The organism is Nostoc foliaceum FACHB-393 (assembly GCF_014698505.1).
Lineage (GTDB): Bacteria > Cyanobacteriota > Cyanobacteriia > Cyanobacteriales > Nostocaceae > Nostoc > Nostoc foliaceum_A.
This window is the reverse complement of the sequence record NZ_JACJTD010000023.1, coordinates 107,633-127,574: the sequence shown is the minus strand read 5'-3', so window position 1 is coordinate 127,574 and position 19,942 is coordinate 107,633. Positions and strand designations below refer to the sequence as shown.

At 41.1% G+C, this 19,942-nt stretch carries 21 protein-coding genes; 15 read left to right on the top strand and 6 right to left on the bottom strand.

The window, feature by feature from the left end; genetic code table 11:
• Positions 1 to 71 precede the first annotated feature (71 nt).
• From H6G92_RS19950 to bchB, 3 genes are all read left to right on the top strand, one after another.
• Positions 72 to 2,078 carry a primary-amine oxidase gene (locus H6G92_RS19950; RefSeq protein ID WP_190895336.1) on the top strand — a complete coding sequence of 669 codons (2,007 nt, stop codon included), beginning with the start codon at positions 72 to 74 and terminating at the stop codon, positions 2,076 to 2,078.
• Between the two features lie 119 nt (positions 2,079 to 2,197).
• Complete coding sequence (locus H6G92_RS19945) at positions 2,198 to 2,767, top strand: peptidylprolyl isomerase (protein WP_190895335.1); 570 nt, start codon at positions 2,198 to 2,200, stop codon at positions 2,765 to 2,767.
• A gap of 473 nt (positions 2,768 to 3,240) precedes the next feature.
• Complete coding sequence (gene bchB, locus H6G92_RS19940; RefSeq protein WP_190895334.1) at positions 3,241 to 4,767, top strand: ferredoxin:protochlorophyllide reductase (ATP-dependent) subunit B; 1,527 nt, start codon at positions 3,241 to 3,243, stop codon at positions 4,765 to 4,767.
• A gap of 63 nt (positions 4,768 to 4,830) precedes the next feature.
• On the opposite strand, the gene H6G92_RS19935 is transcribed toward bchB, so the two are convergent.
• Entirely contained in the window at positions 4,831 to 5,139 is a 309-nt protein-coding gene (locus H6G92_RS19935; RefSeq protein ID WP_190895333.1) for a type II toxin-antitoxin system VapC family toxin, read from the bottom strand.
• On the opposite strand from H6G92_RS19935, the gene H6G92_RS19930 reads away from it, so the two are divergent.
• From H6G92_RS19930 to H6G92_RS19915, 4 genes are all read left to right on the top strand, one after another.
• Complete coding sequence (locus tag H6G92_RS19930) at positions 5,139 to 5,462, top strand: hypothetical protein (RefSeq protein ID WP_242059237.1); 324 nt, start codon at positions 5,139 to 5,141, stop codon at positions 5,460 to 5,462. The genes H6G92_RS19935 and H6G92_RS19930 overlap by 1 nt on opposite strands.
• A 264-nt stretch (positions 5,463 to 5,726) precedes the next feature.
• Positions 5,727 to 6,062: an ApeA N-terminal domain 1-containing protein gene (locus H6G92_RS19925; RefSeq protein ID WP_190895331.1), complete on the top strand. Its 336-nt coding sequence runs from the start codon at positions 5,727 to 5,729 to the stop codon at positions 6,060 to 6,062.
• Between the two features lie 95 nt (positions 6,063 to 6,157).
• On the top strand, positions 6,158 to 6,448 hold the full coding sequence (locus tag H6G92_RS19920; RefSeq protein ID WP_190895330.1) for a type II toxin-antitoxin system Phd/YefM family antitoxin: 291 nt from the start codon (positions 6,158 to 6,160) through the stop codon (positions 6,446 to 6,448).
• Positions 6,429 to 6,728: a Txe/YoeB family addiction module toxin gene (locus H6G92_RS19915; RefSeq protein WP_190895329.1), complete on the top strand. Its 300-nt coding sequence runs from the start codon at positions 6,429 to 6,431 to the stop codon at positions 6,726 to 6,728. Before H6G92_RS19920 ends, H6G92_RS19915 begins: the two co-directional genes overlap by 20 nt.
• On the opposite strand, the gene H6G92_RS19910 is transcribed toward H6G92_RS19915, so the two are convergent.
• Together H6G92_RS19910 and H6G92_RS19905 are read right to left on the bottom strand one after the other, a co-directional pair.
• Positions 6,652 to 7,005 (bottom strand): DUF2281 domain-containing protein, encoded by a 354-nt coding sequence (locus H6G92_RS19910; RefSeq protein WP_190895328.1) that lies wholly within the window; start codon positions 7,003 to 7,005, stop codon positions 6,652 to 6,654. The genes H6G92_RS19915 and H6G92_RS19910 overlap by 77 nt on opposite strands.
• A gap of 116 nt (positions 7,006 to 7,121) precedes the next feature.
• Positions 7,122 to 7,622 carry a DUF4278 domain-containing protein gene (locus tag H6G92_RS19905; RefSeq protein ID WP_190895327.1) on the bottom strand — a complete coding sequence of 167 codons (501 nt, stop codon included), beginning with the start codon at positions 7,620 to 7,622 and terminating at the stop codon, positions 7,122 to 7,124.
• A 568-nt stretch (positions 7,623 to 8,190) separates the two neighbouring features.
• Here H6G92_RS19905 and H6G92_RS19900 point away from each other — a divergent pair.
• On the top strand, positions 8,191 to 11,370 hold the full coding sequence (locus tag H6G92_RS19900) for a plasmid replication protein, CyRepA1 family (protein WP_190895326.1): 3,180 nt from the start codon (positions 8,191 to 8,193) through the stop codon (positions 11,368 to 11,370).
• Positions 11,371 to 11,550: 180 nt separating this feature from the next.
• Here H6G92_RS19900 and H6G92_RS19895 read toward each other — a convergent pair whose 3' ends face one another.
• Positions 11,551 to 11,835, bottom strand: a complete 285-nt coding sequence (locus H6G92_RS19895; RefSeq protein ID WP_190895325.1) for a DUF2470 domain-containing protein — start codon at positions 11,833 to 11,835, stop codon at positions 11,551 to 11,553.
• 253 nt (positions 11,836 to 12,088) lie between these two features.
• Here H6G92_RS19895 and H6G92_RS19890 point away from each other — a divergent pair, with 253 nt between their 5' ends.
• Positions 12,089 to 12,844 (top strand): metallophosphoesterase family protein, encoded by a 756-nt coding sequence (locus H6G92_RS19890; RefSeq protein ID WP_190895324.1) that lies wholly within the window; start codon positions 12,089 to 12,091, stop codon positions 12,842 to 12,844.
• Between the two features lie 154 nt (positions 12,845 to 12,998).
• On the opposite strand, the gene H6G92_RS19885 is transcribed toward H6G92_RS19890, so the two are convergent.
• Positions 12,999 to 13,862, bottom strand: coding sequence for a M48 family metallopeptidase (locus H6G92_RS19885; protein ID WP_190895323.1), 864 nt, complete (start codon positions 13,860 to 13,862; stop codon positions 12,999 to 13,001).
• A gap of 375 nt (positions 13,863 to 14,237) precedes the next feature.
• Here H6G92_RS19885 and H6G92_RS19880 point away from each other — a divergent pair, with 375 nt between their 5' ends.
• Positions 14,238 to 14,771: a DUF4330 domain-containing protein gene (locus H6G92_RS19880; RefSeq protein WP_190895322.1), complete on the top strand. Its 534-nt coding sequence runs from the start codon at positions 14,238 to 14,240 to the stop codon at positions 14,769 to 14,771.
• 96 nt (positions 14,772 to 14,867) lie between these two features.
• On the opposite strand, the gene H6G92_RS19875 is transcribed toward H6G92_RS19880, so the two are convergent.
• Positions 14,868 to 15,860, bottom strand: coding sequence for a metal ABC transporter solute-binding protein, Zn/Mn family (locus tag H6G92_RS19875; protein ID WP_190895321.1), 993 nt, complete (start codon positions 15,858 to 15,860; stop codon positions 14,868 to 14,870).
• A gap of 772 nt (positions 15,861 to 16,632) precedes the next feature.
• Here H6G92_RS19875 and H6G92_RS19870 point away from each other — a divergent pair.
• The 5 genes from H6G92_RS19870 (at position 16,633) to H6G92_RS19850 (ending at position 19,909) form a co-directional block, all read left to right on the top strand.
• A complete protein-coding gene (locus tag H6G92_RS19870) occupies positions 16,633 to 16,959 on the top strand; it encodes a hypothetical protein (RefSeq protein WP_190895320.1) in 327 nt (108 codons plus the stop codon).
• A gap of 94 nt (positions 16,960 to 17,053) precedes the next feature.
• Positions 17,054 to 17,404: a YtxH domain-containing protein gene (locus H6G92_RS19865; protein ID WP_190895319.1), complete on the top strand. Its 351-nt coding sequence runs from the start codon at positions 17,054 to 17,056 to the stop codon at positions 17,402 to 17,404.
• Between the two features lie 11 nt (positions 17,405 to 17,415).
• On the top strand, positions 17,416 to 17,955 hold the full coding sequence (locus H6G92_RS19860) for a DUF948 domain-containing protein (protein ID WP_190895318.1): 540 nt from the start codon (positions 17,416 to 17,418) through the stop codon (positions 17,953 to 17,955).
• Positions 17,956 to 18,365: 410 nt separating this feature from the next.
• The gene (locus H6G92_RS19855; protein ID WP_190895317.1) at positions 18,366 to 19,175 is read left to right on the top strand and encodes a TPM domain-containing protein; all 810 of its coding nucleotides are present in this window, start codon (positions 18,366 to 18,368) and stop codon (positions 19,173 to 19,175) included.
• A 104-nt stretch (positions 19,176 to 19,279) separates the two neighbouring features.
• The gene (locus tag H6G92_RS19850) at positions 19,280 to 19,909 is read left to right on the top strand and encodes a precorrin-8X methylmutase (RefSeq protein ID WP_190895316.1); all 630 of its coding nucleotides are present in this window, start codon (positions 19,280 to 19,282) and stop codon (positions 19,907 to 19,909) included.
• The last annotated feature ends 33 nt before the right edge of the window (positions 19,910 to 19,942 follow it).

Genomic DNA, 19,942 nt, shown 5'->3' with positions numbered 1-19,942 from the left:
TCTTAATTTATCGGTTTTCAGGCTTAGGCATGGAAATAGATAACTATAAGTCTTTTGTAAAAATGTAAAAGATGATTAAGCGGCTAAAGCATTTTTTGTGGCTACCTATTGCCATCATTGTCGTCATTTCTATCTCACTGGGACTAATGGGAATATTGACGGCTCAACAGCCTTCGATTTCCCATCCTCTCACTTCGTTAACAGAGGCAGAAATTAGTACAGCCGTTTCGGTCATCAAAAGAGAAAAAACTTTGAGCGAAATGGCTGCTTTTCCACTTATTGCTTTACAAGAACCAGATAAAGAAGAAGTTCTGAAATTTACACCTGGTAAAGCTTTTGGGCGAAAAGCTTTTTTGGTAATCTATGAGCGATGCCTGCGGCAAGGACTCTGTCCTACGCTAAATAAAACCTATGAAGCAATTGTTGATCTAACAAGCAAAACCTTAAATTCTTGGAAAGAAATACCCTCAGTTCAACCTGCGATCGTCGCTTCAGAATATGAATTGGCATCTCAAGCTTTTAAATCCGATCCCCGATGGCAAACAGCGATGCGAAAGCGGGGAATTACAGACTTCAACCAAGTCAAAATTAGTTGTTGGGCCCCAGGAATCCTAAGTAAACAGGAAGAAGCAGCAGGAAACCGTCTTTGTCGGGGTTTGTTCTACTACAAGGGCCAACACTGGAATTATTACGGCAGTCCAATTGAAGGAATATTGGGAACCGTTAATTTGAACACAGGTAAAATTTCCAGTTTCGTGGATAGAGGGATAGTTCCTTTTTCCAAGGAAAACTGGAACTACGATGTAAAGTCCTTGGGTAAATTACTTTCACCACTTAAAGCATTAAAGATTCTCCAACCTAATGGTGCAAGTTTCCAGATCAACGGCAATGAAATTAGCTGGCAAGGTTGGAAATTTCGCTATGCAATGCATCCACGCAGTGGATTAGTGCTGTACCAAGTGACACACAACGATGGGGAAAATGTCCGACCAGTTTTATACCGCGCTAGCTTATCAGAGACGGTAGTGCCTTACGGCGATCCAGATCCCACTTGGTCATTCAGAAATGCCTTTGATGTTGGGGAATACAATTTTGGTTCCCTAGCAACTACGATGGAGTTAGGTAAGGAAATTCCTGAAAATGGTCTTTTGCTGGATGCTGTGTTTGCCAATGGTGACGGAGAACCTTATGCCATGCCAGGAGTTATCGGCATATACGAGCGAAATAACGGTATGCTCTGGAAGCACTATGAGTATGGCACTCAGCGTAATGATGTCCGTCGCAGTAGAGAATTAGTCATGACGATGACGGTGGCGATTGACAACTATGATTACAGCATTAATTGGATCTTTCACCAAGATGGGACTTTGGAAGTCCAAAATGAATTAACGGGTATCGTACTGGCGCAGGGAACAGCTTCTGAAAATCAATCTGCCGATCATTCCTATGGTCGATTGATCGCAAAAAACATTGTGGGGGTGAATCACCAACACTTTTTCAACTACCGCCTAGATTTCGATGTCGATGGTCAAGCTAATTCTGTGATGGAAATGAACGTGAAAGCTTTGCCGATGGATGAGAAAAATCCTTTAGGAAATGCGATCGCAGTTGCAGAAAACCCACTAACAAAAGAAACGGCTGCTGTGCGCGATCTGGATATGAAAAGCAGTCGAGAATGGATGATTGTTAGTGCAGATAAGAAAAATACGCTAGGGGCTGCACCTGGATATATGCTGATGCCTGGAGGTAACTCCATATTTTTGCCTGTGGAAGGCTCGAAAATCCGTCAAAGAGCAGAATTTGCAACTCACCACGTCTGGGTAACAAAATATAAACCTACTGAACTTTATGCTGGGGGAGATTATCCCAACCAGACTCAACCAGGACAGGGTTTGCCAAAATATATTGCAGACGATGAATCCTTGATGGGTGAAGATATCGTGCTGTGGTACACAATGGGCGTAACTCATATTCCGCGATCGGAAGATTGGCCTGTGATGCCTGTTCACAGAGTTGGCTTTAAGCTAGTCCCTAGAGGATTCTTTAGCCGGAATCCAGCGATTAATTTACCAGAGTAAAATATTCGTTTTCTAAAGTTTCCTTAGTTCAGTTTTTTCGCAATCTGTAAACCTGTAACTTGAATGCTGATAAGCTTATCGTAGTCCAAAAACTGGCAGTTTTCAAAATAGGATACCTTATGAATTTTCCCGAAATTAATATTCCCGGTGAAGGCACACTGCACGCTCGTTTAATTACTTCCTTGGGTCAAATTATAGTTCGTTTGGAGGAAGACAAAACCCCCAACACCGTCAAAAACTTCGTAGGTTTAGCAACCGGGACAATCGATTGGAAAGACCCTAAGACAGGTCAATCTCAAAAGGGGACTCCTGCATACGATGGAGTTCGCTTTCACCGAGTCATCCCTGATTTTATGATTCAGTGTGGCGATCCCCTTAGTCGTTATACGGATATGGCTAACCGCTGGGGCACTGGTGGCCCAGGATATCAATTTGAAGATGAGTTTCATCCTGAATTAAAGCATTCTAGTGCGGGTATCCTCTCAATGGCAAATGCAGGACGGGGTACTAATGGTTCGCAATGGTTCATTACAGAAGGGCCAACGCCTCATCTTGACCGCAAACACAGTGTTTTTGGTAAAGTTATTGAAGGTATGGATATAGTCAACCGTATTGCCAATGTACCTACGACTAGAGATCGTCCAAATCAAGATGTAGTGTTAGAAAAAGTAGAAATTTTTCGGCAATAACTAACACCTCTCCAGATTAATTTCCATTCCCTCGAATGAAAAAATTCTGCTAGTGTTATTCCCCCTTTTCCCCTTGTTTAAAGAGGATTAGTGGGGATATTGAGACAACCTGATTCTTTAAAAACATCCTCTACAATCTGTTTGTATTTTTGAAGAAGTTGTACAAAAATTTTCTAAATTTATTGGTTATGATTAACACATTTTCCTAAATTTAAAACAAATTGGTCGAAAAATTAAGATTTATTTTAAAAAAGTAACAATATTATTGTTAGCTTCAGAAGCTAGATTCCAATCAGGAAAAAGGTTTGAGCCATACCTACACCCATACACCACAGGTAAAATCCTTACAAGTCTTCACTTCATCAGGGATACAACTTTTGAGACAATCAGAAACGATTTAATAATAATCAAGCACTTATAGTCCACTCTTATTGGACTCCGTGTTATTTCTATTGAAAAGGGAGAACACAAACATGAAATTGGCTTACTGGATGTATGCAGGCCCAGCCCACATCGGCACTCTGCGAATCGCTAGCTCTTTTAAAAATGTTCATGCGATCATGCACGCCCCTATTGGCGATGACTACTTTAACGTCATGCGCTCCATGCTATCGCGGGAGAGGGATTTCACTCCGGTAACAACCAGTGTCGTCGATCGCAACGTTTTGGCACGTGGCTCCCAAGAGAAGGTGGTAGATAACATCATCCGCAAGGATGCCGAGGAACACCCAGATTTGATTGTGTTAACTCCCACCTGCACCTCTAGCATTTTGCAAGAAGACCTGCACAACTTTGTTGAGCGATCGCAGTTGGAAGCCAAAGGAGACGTAATGCTGGCGGATGTGAACCACTACCGCTACAACGAACTGCAAGCCGCCGATCGCACTTTGGATCAAATCGTCCAATATTACATTGAAAAAGCCCGGAAGCGGGGCGAATTGCCAGAGGGCAAAACTGCAAAGCCATCCGTTAACATTATCGGTACTACCACCCTTGGTTTCCACAACAATCATGACTGCACCGAACTAAAACGGCTGATGGCTGATTTGGGGATTGAGGTAAATACCTTAATTCCCGAAGGTGCTTCGGTGAATGACTTGAAAAAGATGTCCCAAGCCTGGTTTAACCTAGTGCCTTACCGTGAACTCGGTTTAACCACCGCTCGTTACCTGGAAGAACAATTTGGCACACCTTATATAGACATTACTCCAATGGGTGTAGTGGAAACTGCCCGTTGTATTCGCAAGATTCAGCAGGTAATCAACGCTCAAGGTGCAGAAGTTGACTACGAAGGCTTTATCAATGAGCAAACCTTGCATGTATCTCAGGCTGCTTGGTTCTCCCGTTCGATTGACTGTCAAAACTTGACTGGCAAAAAAGCTGTGGTATTTGGTGACAATACGCACGCCGCCGCCATTACCAAGATTCTGGCGCGAGAAATGGGGATTCATGTTGTTTGGGCTGGAACCTACTGCAAATATGATGCAGACTGGTTCCGGGAACAGGTTAGCGAGTATTGCGATGAAGTGCTAATTTCCGAAGATCATGGTGAAATTGGGGATGCGATCGCCCGCGTTGAACCCTCTGCCATTTTCGGCACCCAAATGGAACGCCACGTTGGTAAACGCTTAGACATCCCTTGCGGCGTAATTGCTGCACCAATCCACGTGCAGAACTTCCCCATTGGTTACAAACCATTTATGGGTTACGAAGGTACAAATCAGATTACAGATTTGATCTACAATTCCTTCACTTTGGGAATGGAAGATCACCTGTTAGAAATCTTCGGTGGTCACGATACCAAAGAAGTTATTACTAGGGGAATTTCTGCTGATTCTGATTTGAATTGGACAAAAGATGGTCAAGTAGAATTGAATAAGATTCCTGGATTTGTTCGCGGGAAAGTGAAGCGTAATACTGAGAAATTTGCCCGCGATCGCGGTTTCAAAGAAATCAACGCTGAGGTATTGTACGCCGCGAAGGAAGCTGTCGGGGCGTAGATTAACGGGTTAGCGATTTTTAATAATAAAGGGCATATCTTAACGAATGCCTTTTATTATTACTTATTCTGACTTCAGCAGACGAATAAAGCCAGCTTGTTCAAAGTGGTGATCTGTGGTTAATGCCTCTTTAATGCCAAGCTGTTGCATGACTATAAAAGAAGTGCTATCCACCAAAGACCAAGCTTTATCTTCTCTAGTTTTGAGTAGCTCCCAAGCTGCTGAATCTATTGTTGGTTCAATATAAATCAAGTTGATATAAGGAGCAGTTCTGACAGCTTCTACATATTTAAATAACTGCGAACGAGGTACGCGTAAAGGGCTATTCAGCAAAGCCACCAGTTCAATAACAACATAATTAGTTGTTACCATTGCTTGATTTTGCTGACGCTTATGATACTGACAAGGTTGGTAATATCGATCCAGCAAAACTGCCCCTCAGTCAAGAAACCATTAGCCATCTGAGAAAATGGGCGGCTGATTATAATGCAACATTAAATTGGCAAGATCCTGCTAACTCGCCAGATTTGAGTGCAGAGGCTGAAGCGGCTTTTGAAGAAGAAGGAATTAGTCTTTGGAAGGTATTGCAAACAGAACTTGCACCTAATTATCAAGTTGTTTATTTCAGTGAGCCATTAGGCAAAGTTTTAACTCATCCTAGTGAATTAGAAGTTTTACGTCCTATTCAGCAATGATTTCACGTAACAGAATATAAATTTAGTGCAGCACCAATAAATTTAATTGCGATCGCGGTTTCAAAGAAATCAACGCTGAGGTGTTGTACGCCGAGAAGGAAGTTGTGGGCACTTAATTTTGGAAGTTAGTGAATAAAAGTGAGTGGTGAGGGGTAATGTTTATTCTTCACTATTCATTTTTTTATTGTTAGTAATTTTTGCTTAGACATTTCAGGAAACAAATTATATGATAGTTGACAAAAGCTAATTTAGTATTTAAGAAATATGGAAGAATTTATTAGTTCAGGAAAATGGTGGCTTCCAAGCCAACCACAAATTACAGTTCCAGGAAAATTAAGTTTTTCACCTAAAAGTGGAGCAAAACTAGAATTAATTGGCTCTTTCTATAATTCAGAATTTCAAGAGATAGGTCAAGCGGCAGATTTTATCACACCTGACGTAGAGGATTCCTTTTGGGATTCAACAATTCGGGAAAGAGGAGTAGCAGTTGACTTTATTAAGCCTGAAGAAAAAATTATTCTTGGATTGCTAGAGAATAATGAAGAAATTACTCTGTATAGTTGTTTTGGTCAAGTTAAATTAATCATTATAATATATTAAGCACTGTTCATAAATAATTGCAACTAAGATACGAGCCTCCAACCAGCCAAGCTATTATGTTTTGTAAAGCCTACAGCATTAGGAAACCTCCCACCATGTCCAAGCAGACAAACTTGACTGATGCTCGTAACAACCTAGCCGAACTCTGCAATCAAGTAGTTGCAGATAGAGAAGTGGTAATTATCACTCGACAAGAAGGCGAAAACGTCGCCCTAATTGCTGTTGATGAACTAGATAGTTTACTAGAAACATCTCATTTACTTCGTTCACCTAAAAACGCAGTTCGTCTGTTAACTGCTTTGGAAAGAGCAAAAGCTAGAACTTTAAAACCTCAAAATATTAACGAACTACGTCAGGAGTTGGGAATTGACGAAGAAGAAGGATGAAACCCAACCTCAAGACAATAAAGTTCGAGATGCTGTATTTCATCCAGAATTTCGGGAAGACCTCGCCTATTGGGTAGAGACAAACCGCAAAACTGCGCTTCGCGCTTTTAACTTGGTTGAAGCGATTATGCGAGATCCTTTTACAGGTATTGGCAAACCTGAACCATTGAAATATTTAGATTCAAATGCTTGGTCGCGGCGACTTACTCAAGAACACCGGATTGTTTATCTAGTAAGTGATGACCGAATTGATTTTCTTCAAGCTCGATATCACTATTGAAATAGCTATTACCAGGAACACACTTAACAGGTACACCCTTATCTAGTTCGCCAGGTCGCCAATCATAAGGTTCATAGTTACCCAAATTTGATAAGTCAGTCTCTAGCCATCCCGCATCAGATTCTTCACTAAGTACAGATAACTGAGATTCTTGACGATTCTCCTTTCTCCACTCTAAAAACTCAACAAAATCTAGAACTTCCTGCTGTGCATTTTCTGGGAGGTGTTCTAGTTTCTCCAAAATCTTTTCTTTGAGAGAATCCATACTTACAGCCACGATTTTTACTGAACAGTGTAACTCATAGCCCCTATCTTTCAAAATAGGCTTTTTTGTCCAGCTTTGAATTACGTATGCTTTACAAATGATTTGAGTTGCTTTTACTACACTCTTTGCTATTTAATTTCTTTGTGTGCAGTTCTGTTTATAGAATAGGTGCTTCCTCTAAAGCTCAATTTATAGGTTACTGGTGGTGTAATGATTTCAGCCGATTGGGTATTAGGAGCAGCGCAAACAAAATAAGTACATCCCCTAAAACTCAATTTATGGGTTACTAATGGTACACTTACTGCATTTGATTTAGTATCAAGATCAGCATGATAGGAAGCCCCACGGTAGATCAAATTATAATCTGGTTCAGATTTGGGAACTGGCTGTTGTGGATATTGTATTTCTCTGTCGACTACCTTGCTTGTGTAGTATTCGTAGCTTGTACTGATGAGAATAAGAATTAATAGTAGAAGTAAAATCTGCCAAGGAGCTAACATTAAACCCAAAATCAGGCTGATAGCTGCAAATACAGCTACTAAATGTGAGATTTCATTATTACTTTTTTTTAATAAAAAATAGCCAGTGATGAAACAAGCACACGGTATACTCAAAAAGTATAAAGCCATATTTCCTACATTCGCAACTAAAAGCAAAGGGTTTATAAAGCAGATTGAACTTGTTTGGAAAGTTGTTGTCTATTTTACCTCCAATCAAAATTTGAAGTTACCGTGCTACTTGAGTAAAAGTGTTACGTCAAGTTATCTGTATTAGCCTTTTTTGCGAAAGAAAAATTAATAGCCTTGGCTATCTCAAACCTTTCTTAGCCACCTTTGGAGTGAGGTTTTTATCTTGATTCATTAAGAGATGCCACACCCCAAACATGATGCGTGGTAGTAGGTGGATGCTGAGTATAAAGTTTTTACTGAAGTAAATGAAGATGTTACCCTATAGCGATCGCATTCCTTAACTCAGAAATTTACTGATAAATAAAAATTAATTGCGAACAAATATCACAATACAAAATTATTACTTCGGGGATCTAATAGGCAGAATAACCCACTAGAGGCTTAACCGATGTGTCTCCCATAACAATGTAAAAAAGGCATCACAAAAGCCTCGCAATATCTCTTATAGTAAAAAAGCAGATGCATGTTAATGTTTTAATCTCATTGACTTCCCTTCAAACCTTTTCCTATGCATCTGCACTATTTACACCCCCAACACCTTGAGGAATTAGTCAAGAGTAGTGGTATAGACTTACACTTAGTGCAACTCAATTTTAAGTCACTCCAAGGCGTAACTGCTTATGAGTACCTATTGATTTCTGAACTACTTCCCCGCAGCAATACTGGAATGGTGAAAGCTGCATGGTTGCAGCGTTATGCTCATATTACTGAAGGTGGCTGGTGGTGTTCGGGGCTAGACCCTTTAAATAATTGGCAAATGATGGAATGGGGATGCTTTAAGCCAAACCAACCCCGACAAAATCACAATGGTAAGTCCATCAAATACGAGCATCCCCCCAGCACACCAACGCGGGTGTTTTGTTTGCGGGTAACGCTGCAAGTGTGGCAGCAAGTCGCTGGACGTTACAATCTGGTCATGCCTGACGAGATCACCATTACTGCCGATGGTGAAGCTAGAGGCTTTTGGCAATGGGTGATGCAACAGAACATTCCCCTCATTCTCTGCGAAGGTGTGAAGAAAGCAGCCACACTGTTGACACAAGGATATGCAGCTATTGCTATTCCCGGAATTACCAGTGGTTATCGGGTTGTCAAAGATGAATTTGGCAAAGTTACGCGTCGTCAGTTGATTCCCGATTTAGCAGCCTTTGCAATTACAAAACGTAGCTTTTATATTTGCTTTGATTTTGAAACTCAACCTAAAACAATTGCTGCTGTAAATAATGCTATTTCTCAACTTGGTTGTTTATTTCAGCAAGAAAAATGCACTGTTAAAATTATCGAACTTCCAGGAATAGAAAAAGGAGTTGATGAGTTTATCGTTGCTAAAGGTGCAAGTAGTTTCGATAAAGTTTATCGTCAAAGTGTTGATTTAGAAATTTATCTTGCTCAAACCAAACCCCACACTGAGTTAACTATTCCCGCTGCTCTCACTTTGAATCGCCCTTATATAGGTGAAATCCCTTTCCCAACTTCTGGATTAATAGGAGTAAAGTCTGCAAAAGGAACAGGTAAAACTACAGCACTGCAAGCCGTTGTTAAGCAGGCAAAAATTAGAAATCAACCCGTTTTATTAATTACTCACAGAATTCTACTAGGAAAATTTTTGTGTGAAAAAATTGGTATCCAATGGGGAACACATAAAGAAGATGGGGATAAAAGGATTGATAAAACACTTACCCCCGCTCCTCCCATTCTCCGCTCTCTCTCTCCTCAACACTCTCTTGGATTGTGCGTTGATTCTATTTGGAAACTTAACCCGGAAAACTGGCGGGGAGCAATAGTAATTCTGGATGAAGTAGAGCAGTCTTTGTGGCATCTATTAAACAGTAATACTTGTAAACACAAGCGTGTGAAAATATTAAGATTATTGCAGCAATTAATTTCTACGGTTTTAACAACTGGGGGTTTAGTCATTGCCCAAGATGCTGATTTATCAGATGTGTCACTTGAATATTTACAGGGATTAGCAGGAATCAAATTAACACCTTGGGTAGTTCTTAACCAGTGGAAACCTCAGCATGGTTGGGATGTAACTTTTTATGATTCGCCAAACCCAACACCGCTAATTCACCAACTGGAATTAGATTTACTTGCTGGACGTAAATGTTATGTTACTACCGATAGTCGCGCTGGGCGTTACAGTTGTGAAACAATTGAACGTTATCTGAAAGAGCGGTTACAAAAATTACGAAGGCAATTTCCCAAAACCTTGGTCGTTAGTAGCCACACTACAAACACACCTGGCCATGCAGCCGTTGATTTTATTGCAGCTATCAATCAAAAGATATCTGAATATGACGGCGTTTTTGTTACCCCTAGTCTGGGTACAGGAATTAGTATTGATGTCCAACATTTCGACCGAGTTTATGGCATTTTTCAAGGGGTGATTCCTGACTCGGAAGCAAGACAAGCATTAGCGAGAGTGCGGGATGATGTGCCGCGTGTTGTCTGGTGCGCTAAACGAGGTATTGGCTTAATTGGTAGTGGTAGTACAAATTATCGCTTGCTATCTGATTGGTATCAAGAAAATCAAAAAGAAAACTTAGCTTTGCTTAGTCCACTACATAAAATAGATGTGGATTTACCTTTAGTTCATGACCCGATTCATTTGCGAACTTGGGCTAAGTTATCTGCACGGGTAAATGCCTCTATCCGCCTCTATCGTCAATCGATGCAAGATGGTTTGATTGCTGATGGGCATCAAATTCAGTTGCGGAGTAATGCTGTTCACAATAATATTATTCGAGATTTACGCCTTGCGTTTTTGGCAACTGATGCTGATGATTTAGCTACCCGCAGAAGATTAGTTTTAGAAATTGTCAAAGTTCAAAAAGATTGGGCGCAAAGCCGTCAAAAAGCCAAAGAAATTAAACGTAAAATTAAGGATATTAAGCAGCAAAATCAACTATCTGTAGCAACTGCTGTAGCTAATGCTAAAGATATCGATTATGTAGAACATGATCAGCTATTAGTGAAGCACTCCTTGTCTGATGGAGAACGCAACCAAATCAATAAATATGTTCTCAGACAAAGGTATGGTGTAGAAGTTACTCCTTGGCTGAAATTGCAGGATGATCACGGATATTATCGTCAACTGTTAATTCATTATTATCTAACTCACGAAAGCGAGTATTTTCACGTCAGAGATCAGCAAGAATGGCATCAGCAATTGTCTTGGGGTGAAGGGAAAGTTTTTCTACCAGATTTAAAAACTTACACGCTCAAAGTTGAGGCGATGAGAGCCTTAGGAATGCTTCAGTTTCTCGAAGCAGGAAGAGAATTTACCGAGAGTAATCCAGATTTGATAATGCTGAAAAATGTTGTTTTTCAGCATAGTAAGCATATTAAAAGAGCGCTTGGTATTAACTTAGTCGGCGAAAAAGAGCAGGTTTCAGCAATAAAAATACTCAGCCGACTGTTAAATTTGTTGGGCTTGAAACTGAAGCGGGTAAATGAGGTTTATCAAATCGACCTAGAAACGCTTTATGATGGCAGAGAGAAAATATTTGCAGTTTGGCATCAACGGGATGAGTTGATGTTGGCTCATATTAAGAGTGTTGGTTATGAGTTGCCTGATTATTCTTCAGACTGGAAGCTTGAAATTATCCAAACCAAGTCTTATGCCGCAGTGGTAAAGGAAGAGGTAAGGGAGATGAATGCAGTCGGGGCTTATACCCACGACTGATTTGAGGCATACAATCTTTAAGATTTGGTTGTTGCTCTGATAAGTACGATTGCTTTAGAAAAACAAGATTGTGAGACTCTATCACAACCTTAACAAATGGAAGCGATCGCTATATTAAAATCTCCTTGTCTTTAGGCAGAGAAGAAGTCAACATTAGTCATACAATAATTAGCCCAATTTCTACTTTGCCTTCACCCGCGCCTGCTTCACCATCGCAATTAGAGTTTGATGGGCATCTTCCGCATCTGCTAAAACATGATCAAACTGAATGCGAACTGGCACACCTTCCCCATTCACTTGCGCTGTTAAATCCATACCTTGTGCATCAATTGACAGCATTTGTGCTGCGTTCGCATCTGTTACACCGCCAAAAGCCTTAGCATAAAGAACTATGGCATCAGCATGATCATCATTCATATGCTTGCAGATGCGCGAACTAATATCAGCAGAAAAATCCTTAGACATTGTTGAGATAGAAAGTGAGTAATACAGCAACAGCTTAAATTTTAAGCTAACAACGCGAATGAAATTTGCTGATTTTCTGTCTTAGCACTAAAGACTATGCATTTCAACCCATTGCCATCATAAATTAATTTTATTTCTGGGAGAATAATTAAATTAAAATAAAACTTATTCAGTATTTTTACCTTCTATTACGGAAACCAGACAGCTTAAACTGTAGCAGAAGTATTAGCCAAACTATTGAAGCTAAGAGACAATGAGCGAAACTAGCCCCAGACGAATTGTAATTGGGGATGTGCATGGCCACTATGAAGGTTTGATGACATTGTTGGAGGCGATCGCCCCCATGTCAGACGATCAAATCTATTTTCTGGGAGACTTAATTGATCGTGGGCCTCATAGTTCACAAGTAGTTAATTTTGTCAAGCGGCATAACTACTCATGTTTGCTGGGAAATCATGAGCAGATGTTATTAAACATTCTGACCAATGAAAGAACTTCCTCCCCGACTATGCAAGCATGGTTGTGCAGTGGGGGGCAAGCTACCGTAGCCAGTTACCATGAGGCTCCAATCCCCGATGACCATTTGGATTGGTTCAAGAGTTTGCCTACATATCTCGACTTGGGGGATATTTGGTTAACTCATGCTGGTGTTGACCCTTCCAAGTCGGTGGCAAAACAAACTGCCGATGAACTGTGCTGGATACGAGAGGAATTTCACAGCATTGAAAAACCCTATTTTCCAGATAAGCTAATTATCATCGGTCACACCATTACTTTTACTCTGCCGGGTGTTTCTCCTGGTAAATTGGCACAAGGAGAGGGATGGCTAGACATAGATACTGGCGCTTATCATCCCCGGAGTGGCTGGTTGACTGGACTGGATGTCACGAATAACTTGGTTTATCAAGTTAACATCTATAAAAATTATCTTCGTACCTTGCCCTTAGAAGATGTAGCGATCAGAATTGATCCAGCTAAAATCAAAGTCGATCGCCGCAACAAAAAATGAGCATCATCCGAGATCAGTTAGATGAAGGGATAAAGAAAGTCTTTTCCTAATAATTTCAGTTGCTTCTCCTACCGGAGACGCTGTGCGTAGCTTGCTTCGACCTAGGAGTACAAGCCGGACATTGCCGGCCCAACGCAGTAGCTTCCCAGTAGGATTAAGACCGCGCTAATGGTCGAATATTCGCTTTATAACTAGCATTATCCAACCCATAATTTCCGTTACTTGGTTGAGAGTTAATTGCACGTCTGAGACCCTCAATGCGATCGCTGGTTCCGGGGTGCGTACTCAAAAATGTCGGCACAGAACCACCCTTTTTCAGCAGCTTTTGCATAAAAGTAACCATCCCAGACTGGGCATAACCAGCGCGTGTCAAAGTTCTTAGCCCTCTTTGATCGGCATCAAATTCATCACTACGACTGCGGGGACGATTCAAAGCAAGTTCTACACCAATGCCTACAGCTGTATTGCGATCTAAACCAGTTGCTGTTGCTAAACCGCTAGCGATCGCTTTTTGCCGCATCTGTTTAACCAGGTGTTTCCCGCCAATGTGACCAATTTCGTGGGCAATAACACTTGCGAGTTCTGCTTCATTATCTGCGGCTTTCAGCAAACCTGTGTGGACATATACATAGCCTCCTAAAGTTGCAAAGGCATTAATAGCATCATCTTCCACTACTTGGAAGGTAAAGGGAAGGTTGGGGCGATCGCTATTAGCTGCTAAACGCCGACCAATTTGTTCAACATAGCGATTAACTTCAGAATTCCGGTAAAGTTTGACTTGACTCCCCAGTATTTGCTGATTAATCTGCTTGCCAATATCACTTTCCTGGCGATCGGATATATTAGAAAGCTGAAGTACCTGGACTCCCTGCAATATAAGAGGCAAGAAGTCTAAAGTTCTTCCAGGCAAGGGTGTACTCAGGCACAGACTCAGGGCGACTACCACCGAAATTAGGGGATAAAACCAGCGACGCCGCCACACACGGTAACTTGCAACAAAACCTTTCCAATTAAACATAATACGCTCTGAAGATTATTTCGGGAGAACATAAATGAGACAAATTATGAGACGGATTTAGAGTATTCTAAGTTGCATTCTTAACTCAAGAGCAAAGGAGTTGTGATCCAGCTAATGCTTACGCAAATCTACCGAATTGCGGGGAGTTAAAGATTCCCTCTAGAGTTAGGCTTAAACACTAGATATTACTTTCTGGTGCGTCAGTCCTAACGGGCAAAAATTCGAGCGTTAGCTGCCGCACGAACTCGTGATAAACTGTCGCATAACCTAACGCCCAGCCGCTTTGAGTTATTACCAAATAGGGAAAATTGCCGTTCCCATCGAAAGCCTTCTTGCTACAATCAATTACTTCGCTATTACCTCGGAAAAGTTTTTATGGCTATTTTAGATTCAAAAGGCCGTTTGTTCGGCAAAATCAACCTTCTAGATTTAGGTGCTGCGCTGGTAACTCTGCTAGTTATATTTGTCGTCTCGTCTAGCATCTTATCTAGCTTGGGTGTTGCCCAAGTTGGTGAGAAAATAGTACCCATAGAAGTAGATTTAGTAGTTCGTGGTTTGAATGTCCGCGATCCTGAGCAATTATTCAATAACGGGTTAAAAAAAGGCGGAAAAACTAATGTTATTATCCGCAATCAACCCTACGGACAGATTGAGATTAAATCCGTTCAACAGCTACCTCGAACAGTCAATGTTTTCCAACCTGATGGCACTGTTAAAGAATTGCCAGATCCAAAAACCAACAATTTTAGTACAGATATGCTTTTGACCTTAGAAGGTAAAGCCAAAAGCACAGAAAGCGGACTAGTGCTAGGTAGTAGTAAAGTTAAAATTGGAATGCCATTTGAGTTGGAAGGCTTTAACTACAACTTCAATGCAACTGTTATTGATATCAGATTAAAAGACAAATAGCATTCACATTCTCGGTTTCTAAATTTAATCTGATAAACCGAATTTTATCTAAGCTACAAAAGCTCGGTTTATCAGATTAATAAACTGATTTTATAGCTACTTTGCAGCTTTCATTTGAAACATTAAATACGTTCCTCCTAACCCTTCTACAATTGTGCGTGTATTGGCAATCATCATTTTCTGATAAGTGTCCGCCTCGCTTCCGGGTTCACCAAGTACCTCAGCATACAACTTCCTATCAGAAATTTTCACTTCGGCTTCTCTGGCTACAGATTGAAGAACATTAGGGTTAATTACTGCTTCAGGAAAAATTGTTGACACTTTAGCCCGTTTAATATTTGCAACCAAATTTTTCCCTCTTTGATCTCTCAGATTTTCGTCAGTACTAATACCTTGTAATCTCCCTGCTAATGGAATACCGTATGCTTTGGCGTAATAGCCAAGTGCATCAGAGGTTGTAACCAACTTGCGTTGTTTGGCAGGAATAGTGGCAATTCTTGACTTAATCCAGCTATCTAGTTGAGTAAGTTCATTTGTGATTTTTTTGGTATTGCTGTTATAAGTCACTGCATCAGTAGATTCTAATTTGATCAGGTTACTATTAATTATCTCTACCATCCTGATAGCATTCTTAGTATTGTGCCAAAGATGAGGATCAGTTACATTCTTACCGCCTTTCTGGAATTTTTGTGGCTTAGACACCGCAAGTTGTCCGACAGCTATTTTCGGTGCAGTGTTTTTAGTTGCTTTAATTAATTTGATCAGATTTGGTTCTAAATTATAGCCACTATAGAGAATAAGATTAGCTTGCTCAATGGCTTTACGATCTTCCGGTTTTGGTTTATAAAATTGGGGGTCAGCAGTAGGAGAAATCAAGCAGGTAAGGTTAACAGTATTCCCCGCAACCTGTCTGGTTAAGTCGCATAGTACACTTGTAGTTGCTACGACTTGGGGAAGATTCTCATTTACCTGGGTGGTAGTTTGAGTGAATGTAGTTCTTGCAGTTTGATTTCCACACCCAACAAATCCAATCGTTAAGGCAACAAAAATAGCTCGAAAGGATTTAGTTGATGGTAATTTTTTTGACATCCTCAACTCCTACTGGATGTATAGAAAAAATAATCATTATCAGTAACAAACTAGTGAAATACTAGGGTTAAGCTTTCAACAAGGAAAAGGTTAAAGGAAGATGAGTAAGCCTTCGACTGGGAAAATTGTAAAAGATAAGGGAAGAGGAATTAATAAACTCTCTCTCCTTGACCACTTTCTTTTTCACCAGCCTACATCTAGCAATTTTTGCTTGGTGAACCACTAGTGAGGTGTTTACAGGCAAAATGTTGGTTAACTTGATGCGACAGACTAGAAAACTGGTAGAGGTAAGAGCACAATAATAAAGGTGATGCTGGGGAGGCTCCGGTAAAGAGTGTAGTGTAGTTCTCTTCCCGTCTGTTGAAGGGGCTATGCCATTGTGCTTACATCCCACAAAGGTCGCAAATTGACTAGGATTATCAGATTAGGGAGTAGAACGTAGTAATGCTGGGGCTTATTGAGCATACGGGTTGATTTCGCAAACCGAGTCGTGAATCTAAGGCAATTGTAGCTGTGGTTTTGCGAGGTGTGAGCATATGGTTGTTACAAAATTGGCGAATTGGCGATTTTTTAGGCATCAGCCTTTGTTACACTAATTTTCACCGATTAAAGCCTTTCAATAGCCCTCACAGCATCATTTAACTGCTCTTTCTTGCCATCATCCCGGCTGAATGTGCCAGAATTTTGAGCCTTTAGTTTCTTCATCATTAAATAAGAGCCAAGTCAAGTATATAGAACAATTCCTCAAAGCTGATATTGGTGAAGATAAACAATGGTAATTTTAGTTATCCTCGTTAACACCCTCGTTTCGCTGATACTATTTTATGTGGCTTGGCGGGTATGGCAACTCAAGCAGCAGCTAGCATACATATCAGATAGGTTAACTGTCTATGAAAGTTGTACCCATGCAGCACTGAATAAAGCACCTGAAAATATTTATCTCAGCCAGGAAAATATTTATAACTTACGGCAAAAAAATCAAGCGCTACAAATGCAAATCCTACAAGTGCGGCAAATTATCAGTCTCCTTTTGCTAGGACGGCAAATCTGGCAGCTTTATTTTCGTAAGCTTATGAATAAAAGCAACATTTTTGGCTGATATTTTGTCACCATAGATTAACTGAATAAAATCGGTGGAGTCTTGCAAGGAGAGAAAACCCACCTAAAATGGGTGTAAGGAGAGAAACAACAAGATGTCTAATAACCGTTCTGGAGTATTTATTGGCGGTTTGATGCTGGGAGCTACCATCGGTGCTTTGACCGGTTTGCTTGCGGCTCCCCGCACAGGGCGCGAAACGCGTAAAATTTTGAAAAAATCTGCTAATGCTATCCCAGAATTGGCAGAAGATTTATCAACGAGTGTGCAAATCCAGGCAGATCGTCTCTCTGCTAGCGCACTGCGAAACTGGGATGAGACTTTAGATAGATTACGAGAAGCGATCGCAGCAGGTGTAGATGCTAGTCAGAGAGAAAGCCAAGTCTTGAAGCGGCAAACATCTGTTGAAGACTCAGATTCTCTTCCCCAGCAATTAGAACGCTCATAAATGACATAACCGTGATTGATCCCCTGTTTTGGTTGGGACTTTCCTTACTCTTAGTCGCCACAAGTTTGACTGCGGTTTTAGTGGCGGCAATACCTGCTTTGCAGGAGTTAGCACGCGCTGCTCGTAGTGCAGAGAAGCTATTTGATACACTCTCGCGGGAGTTACCGCCCACTCTAGAAGCAATCCGTGTGACTGGTTTGGAAATCACTGACTTAACTGATGATGTTACTGAAAGTGTAAAAAGTGCTAATAAAGTCGTAAAACAAGTCGATCAAAGCCTTGATAGTGCAAGAATTCAGGCTCAAAATCTGCAAGTAGGTACACGCAGCATTTTTGTGGGCGCGAAAGCTGCTTGGAGAAACTTCACACGCCAAAAACCCGCGAGGCGAACAAGCGATCGCTTGCCAAGCAATGAAAAACCACCACTAACGTTGCGAGAACGAGAAGTGCTCAGGCAAGAAAATCGTCGGGTCAAAGCAGAAATATACCGCGTTAATGACGGTTACAGCGATGCCGCTAGCTGGGAAACCAATTTTGATGATGAAGATTGATCGTCGCTTTGCTCCAATCCAAAATCATGCCCTGGGATCTCAAATTAGCTACCAATATCTAAACCATGTATCATCGGAACCACTCTGATGAATGCGCTGATTACACCTTTGAAGGTGCACCCTGTACATGGACGAATGATGACAAGCCGCCACTGGAGCTTCTCTAGAAATTCAAAAATAATTAATAACTAAATAAATAATAATTTTTAATTTTTAATTCTTGACAAGAGGATTGGTAAGGATTAGAGAATTTTCTAGTTCCTATCCCCTATTTGCCACTCCTCAAAAACGCTTTGCTTTGATCCCTTAGATTAGAGTAAAGTAAACAAGTGTAAAGAAGTATCACTTTTCCAGTACTCTTTTAAAACAACTTGTTCAGTTCTACCGTTGATATTTGTATAAAAACGTCCATGCAATCTTGTTTTTGGCGACGAATTCTGGTATCTATTGCAGTATTTTTCCTGGCTGGGTCAATTTGGGTGATGCATTCTCCCCCAGCGCTGGCTTATGACAATCCTGACTTACTTCCTAGCACTTTTACCCCAGTTGTAGACTTAGCAAAATCTCTTCCTGTCCTGCAAGAAGAAAAGCTTGTCAAAGATTTAGAGCAGTTTGAAGCCGATACGGGCTGGAAACTACGAGTATTGACTCAGTATGACCGCACCCCAGGTCGGGCAGTCATAAAATATTGGGGTTTGGATGACAAAAGCATTCTACTAGTTGCCGATTCTCGTGGCGGTAACATCCTCAGTTTTAGTGTCGGCGATGCTGTTTATGAACTTTTACCCCGGACGTTCTGGATAGAACTGCAAACCCGCTTCGGTAATTTGTACTTTGTCCGCGAACAAGGCGAAGACCAAGCCATTTTGCAAGCCTTAGAATCGGTTAAAGGCTGTTTACTCAAGGGTGGTTGCAATGTTGTCCCCGGACTGCCACGAGAGCAGTGGATTCTCACCTTGATTACCTCAGTGATTGGTGGGGTGATTTGTGGATTTGCTGCTCAACCCCGCGATAAAGGACAAGTTTTCGCTTGGCAATGGGCTTTAATTTTCTCACCTTTGTGGGGAATCTTATTTCTTGCCTTTGGCATTGGGCCAGTAGTGACACGCACAAGCGACTGGTTACCTCTAGTTCGCAATATCTCTGGGTTTCTCATTGGTGTCTTGGTTGCTTACCTATCTCCTGTTTTCAGTCGGCCTTCTTCCAGTAATGAGTTATGAGTGCTGAGTTAGGAGTTATGAGTTTTTAATTAACTTATAACTCCTAACTCCTAACTCTCTGAAGCTGATAAGCTGAAAGCTAATATTTGAGAAGCTCAACAAAAATGGAATGGCACCTAACTGATGCTCAAAGTTTAGCAATCATTGATAGTGAAATTGAAAATCATGTCTTTTCACCCGCAGAGTATGAAATTGTGCGTCGAGTAATATACTCTACAGCTGACTTTGAGTATAAGTCTTTGATTCGTTTCTCTGAGCGTGCCTTGCAAGCAGGAGCAGCAGCATTAGCTGCACGTACTACGATTGTGGTAGATGTCCCAATGGTACAAGTAGGTATTGCCTACGAAATTCAAAACACCTTTGCCAATCCGGTCTATTGCAGCATGGAAGCACTGACACGCCCTCAAAAAGAAAAAACTCGGGCAGCATGGGGAATAGAAACCTTAGCAAAGCGTTATCCAGAGGGCATTTTTGTGGTGGGCCAAGCGCAAACAGCACTAACAGCACTAGTGGATTTAATTGAAGCCGAGGAAATTAGACCTGCTTTGATAATTGCGACTCCAGTGGGATTTGTAAATGTTGATGAAGCGAAGGGGCGCTTACAAGACTCTCTAGTGCCTCACATTACAATTGACAGTCGCAAAGGTAATGCAGTTGTGGCAGCTGCGATCGTTGATGGATTGGTAGACTTGGCTTGGCAAGCTTATGGACAAGATAAAAATCAGGGAAGTTAGGAAAGTCGGCTCTATCATACCCTTTATGCCAAA

Bases quoted from the DNA above. Each gene is read 5' to 3' on its own strand.
- H6G92_RS19925 (WP_190895331.1), top strand. From the start codon at position 5,727: ATGGAAGAATTTATTAGTTCAGGAAAATGGTGGCTTCCAAGCCAACCA.
- H6G92_RS19850 (WP_190895316.1), top strand. From the start codon at position 19,280: ATGGAATGGCACCTAACTGATGCTCAAAGTTTAGCAATCATTGATAGT.
- H6G92_RS19905 (WP_190895327.1), bottom strand. From the start codon at position 7,622: ATGGCTTTATACTTTTTGAGTATACCGTGTGCTTGTTTCATCACTGGC.
- H6G92_RS19885 (WP_190895323.1), bottom strand. From the start codon at position 13,862: ATGTTTAATTGGAAAGGTTTTGTTGCAAGTTACCGTGTGTGGCGGCGT.
- H6G92_RS19950 (WP_190895336.1), top strand. From the start codon at position 72: ATGATTAAGCGGCTAAAGCATTTTTTGTGGCTACCTATTGCCATCATT.
- H6G92_RS19865 (WP_190895319.1), top strand. From the start codon at position 17,054: ATGTCTAATAACCGTTCTGGAGTATTTATTGGCGGTTTGATGCTGGGA.
- H6G92_RS19895 (WP_190895325.1), bottom strand. From the start codon at position 11,835: ATGTCTAAGGATTTTTCTGCTGATATTAGTTCGCGCATCTGCAAGCAT.
- H6G92_RS19875 (WP_190895321.1), bottom strand. From the start codon at position 15,860: ATGTCAAAAAAATTACCATCAACTAAATCCTTTCGAGCTATTTTTGTT.
- H6G92_RS19920 (WP_190895330.1), top strand. From the start codon at position 6,158: ATGTCCAAGCAGACAAACTTGACTGATGCTCGTAACAACCTAGCCGAA.
- H6G92_RS19880 (WP_190895322.1), top strand. From the start codon at position 14,238: ATGGCTATTTTAGATTCAAAAGGCCGTTTGTTCGGCAAAATCAACCTT.
- bchB (WP_190895334.1), top strand. From the start codon at position 3,241: ATGAAATTGGCTTACTGGATGTATGCAGGCCCAGCCCACATCGGCACT.
- H6G92_RS19870 (WP_190895320.1), top strand. From the start codon at position 16,633: ATGGTAATTTTAGTTATCCTCGTTAACACCCTCGTTTCGCTGATACTA.
- H6G92_RS19890 (WP_190895324.1), top strand. From the start codon at position 12,089: ATGAGCGAAACTAGCCCCAGACGAATTGTAATTGGGGATGTGCATGGC.
- H6G92_RS19935 (WP_190895333.1), bottom strand. From the start codon at position 5,139: ATGGTAACAACTAATTATGTTGTTATTGAACTGGTGGCTTTGCTGAAT.
- H6G92_RS19855 (WP_190895317.1), top strand. From the start codon at position 18,366: ATGCAATCTTGTTTTTGGCGACGAATTCTGGTATCTATTGCAGTATTT.
- H6G92_RS19900 (WP_190895326.1), top strand. From the start codon at position 8,191: ATGCATCTGCACTATTTACACCCCCAACACCTTGAGGAATTAGTCAAG.
- H6G92_RS19945 (WP_190895335.1), top strand. From the start codon at position 2,198: ATGAATTTTCCCGAAATTAATATTCCCGGTGAAGGCACACTGCACGCT.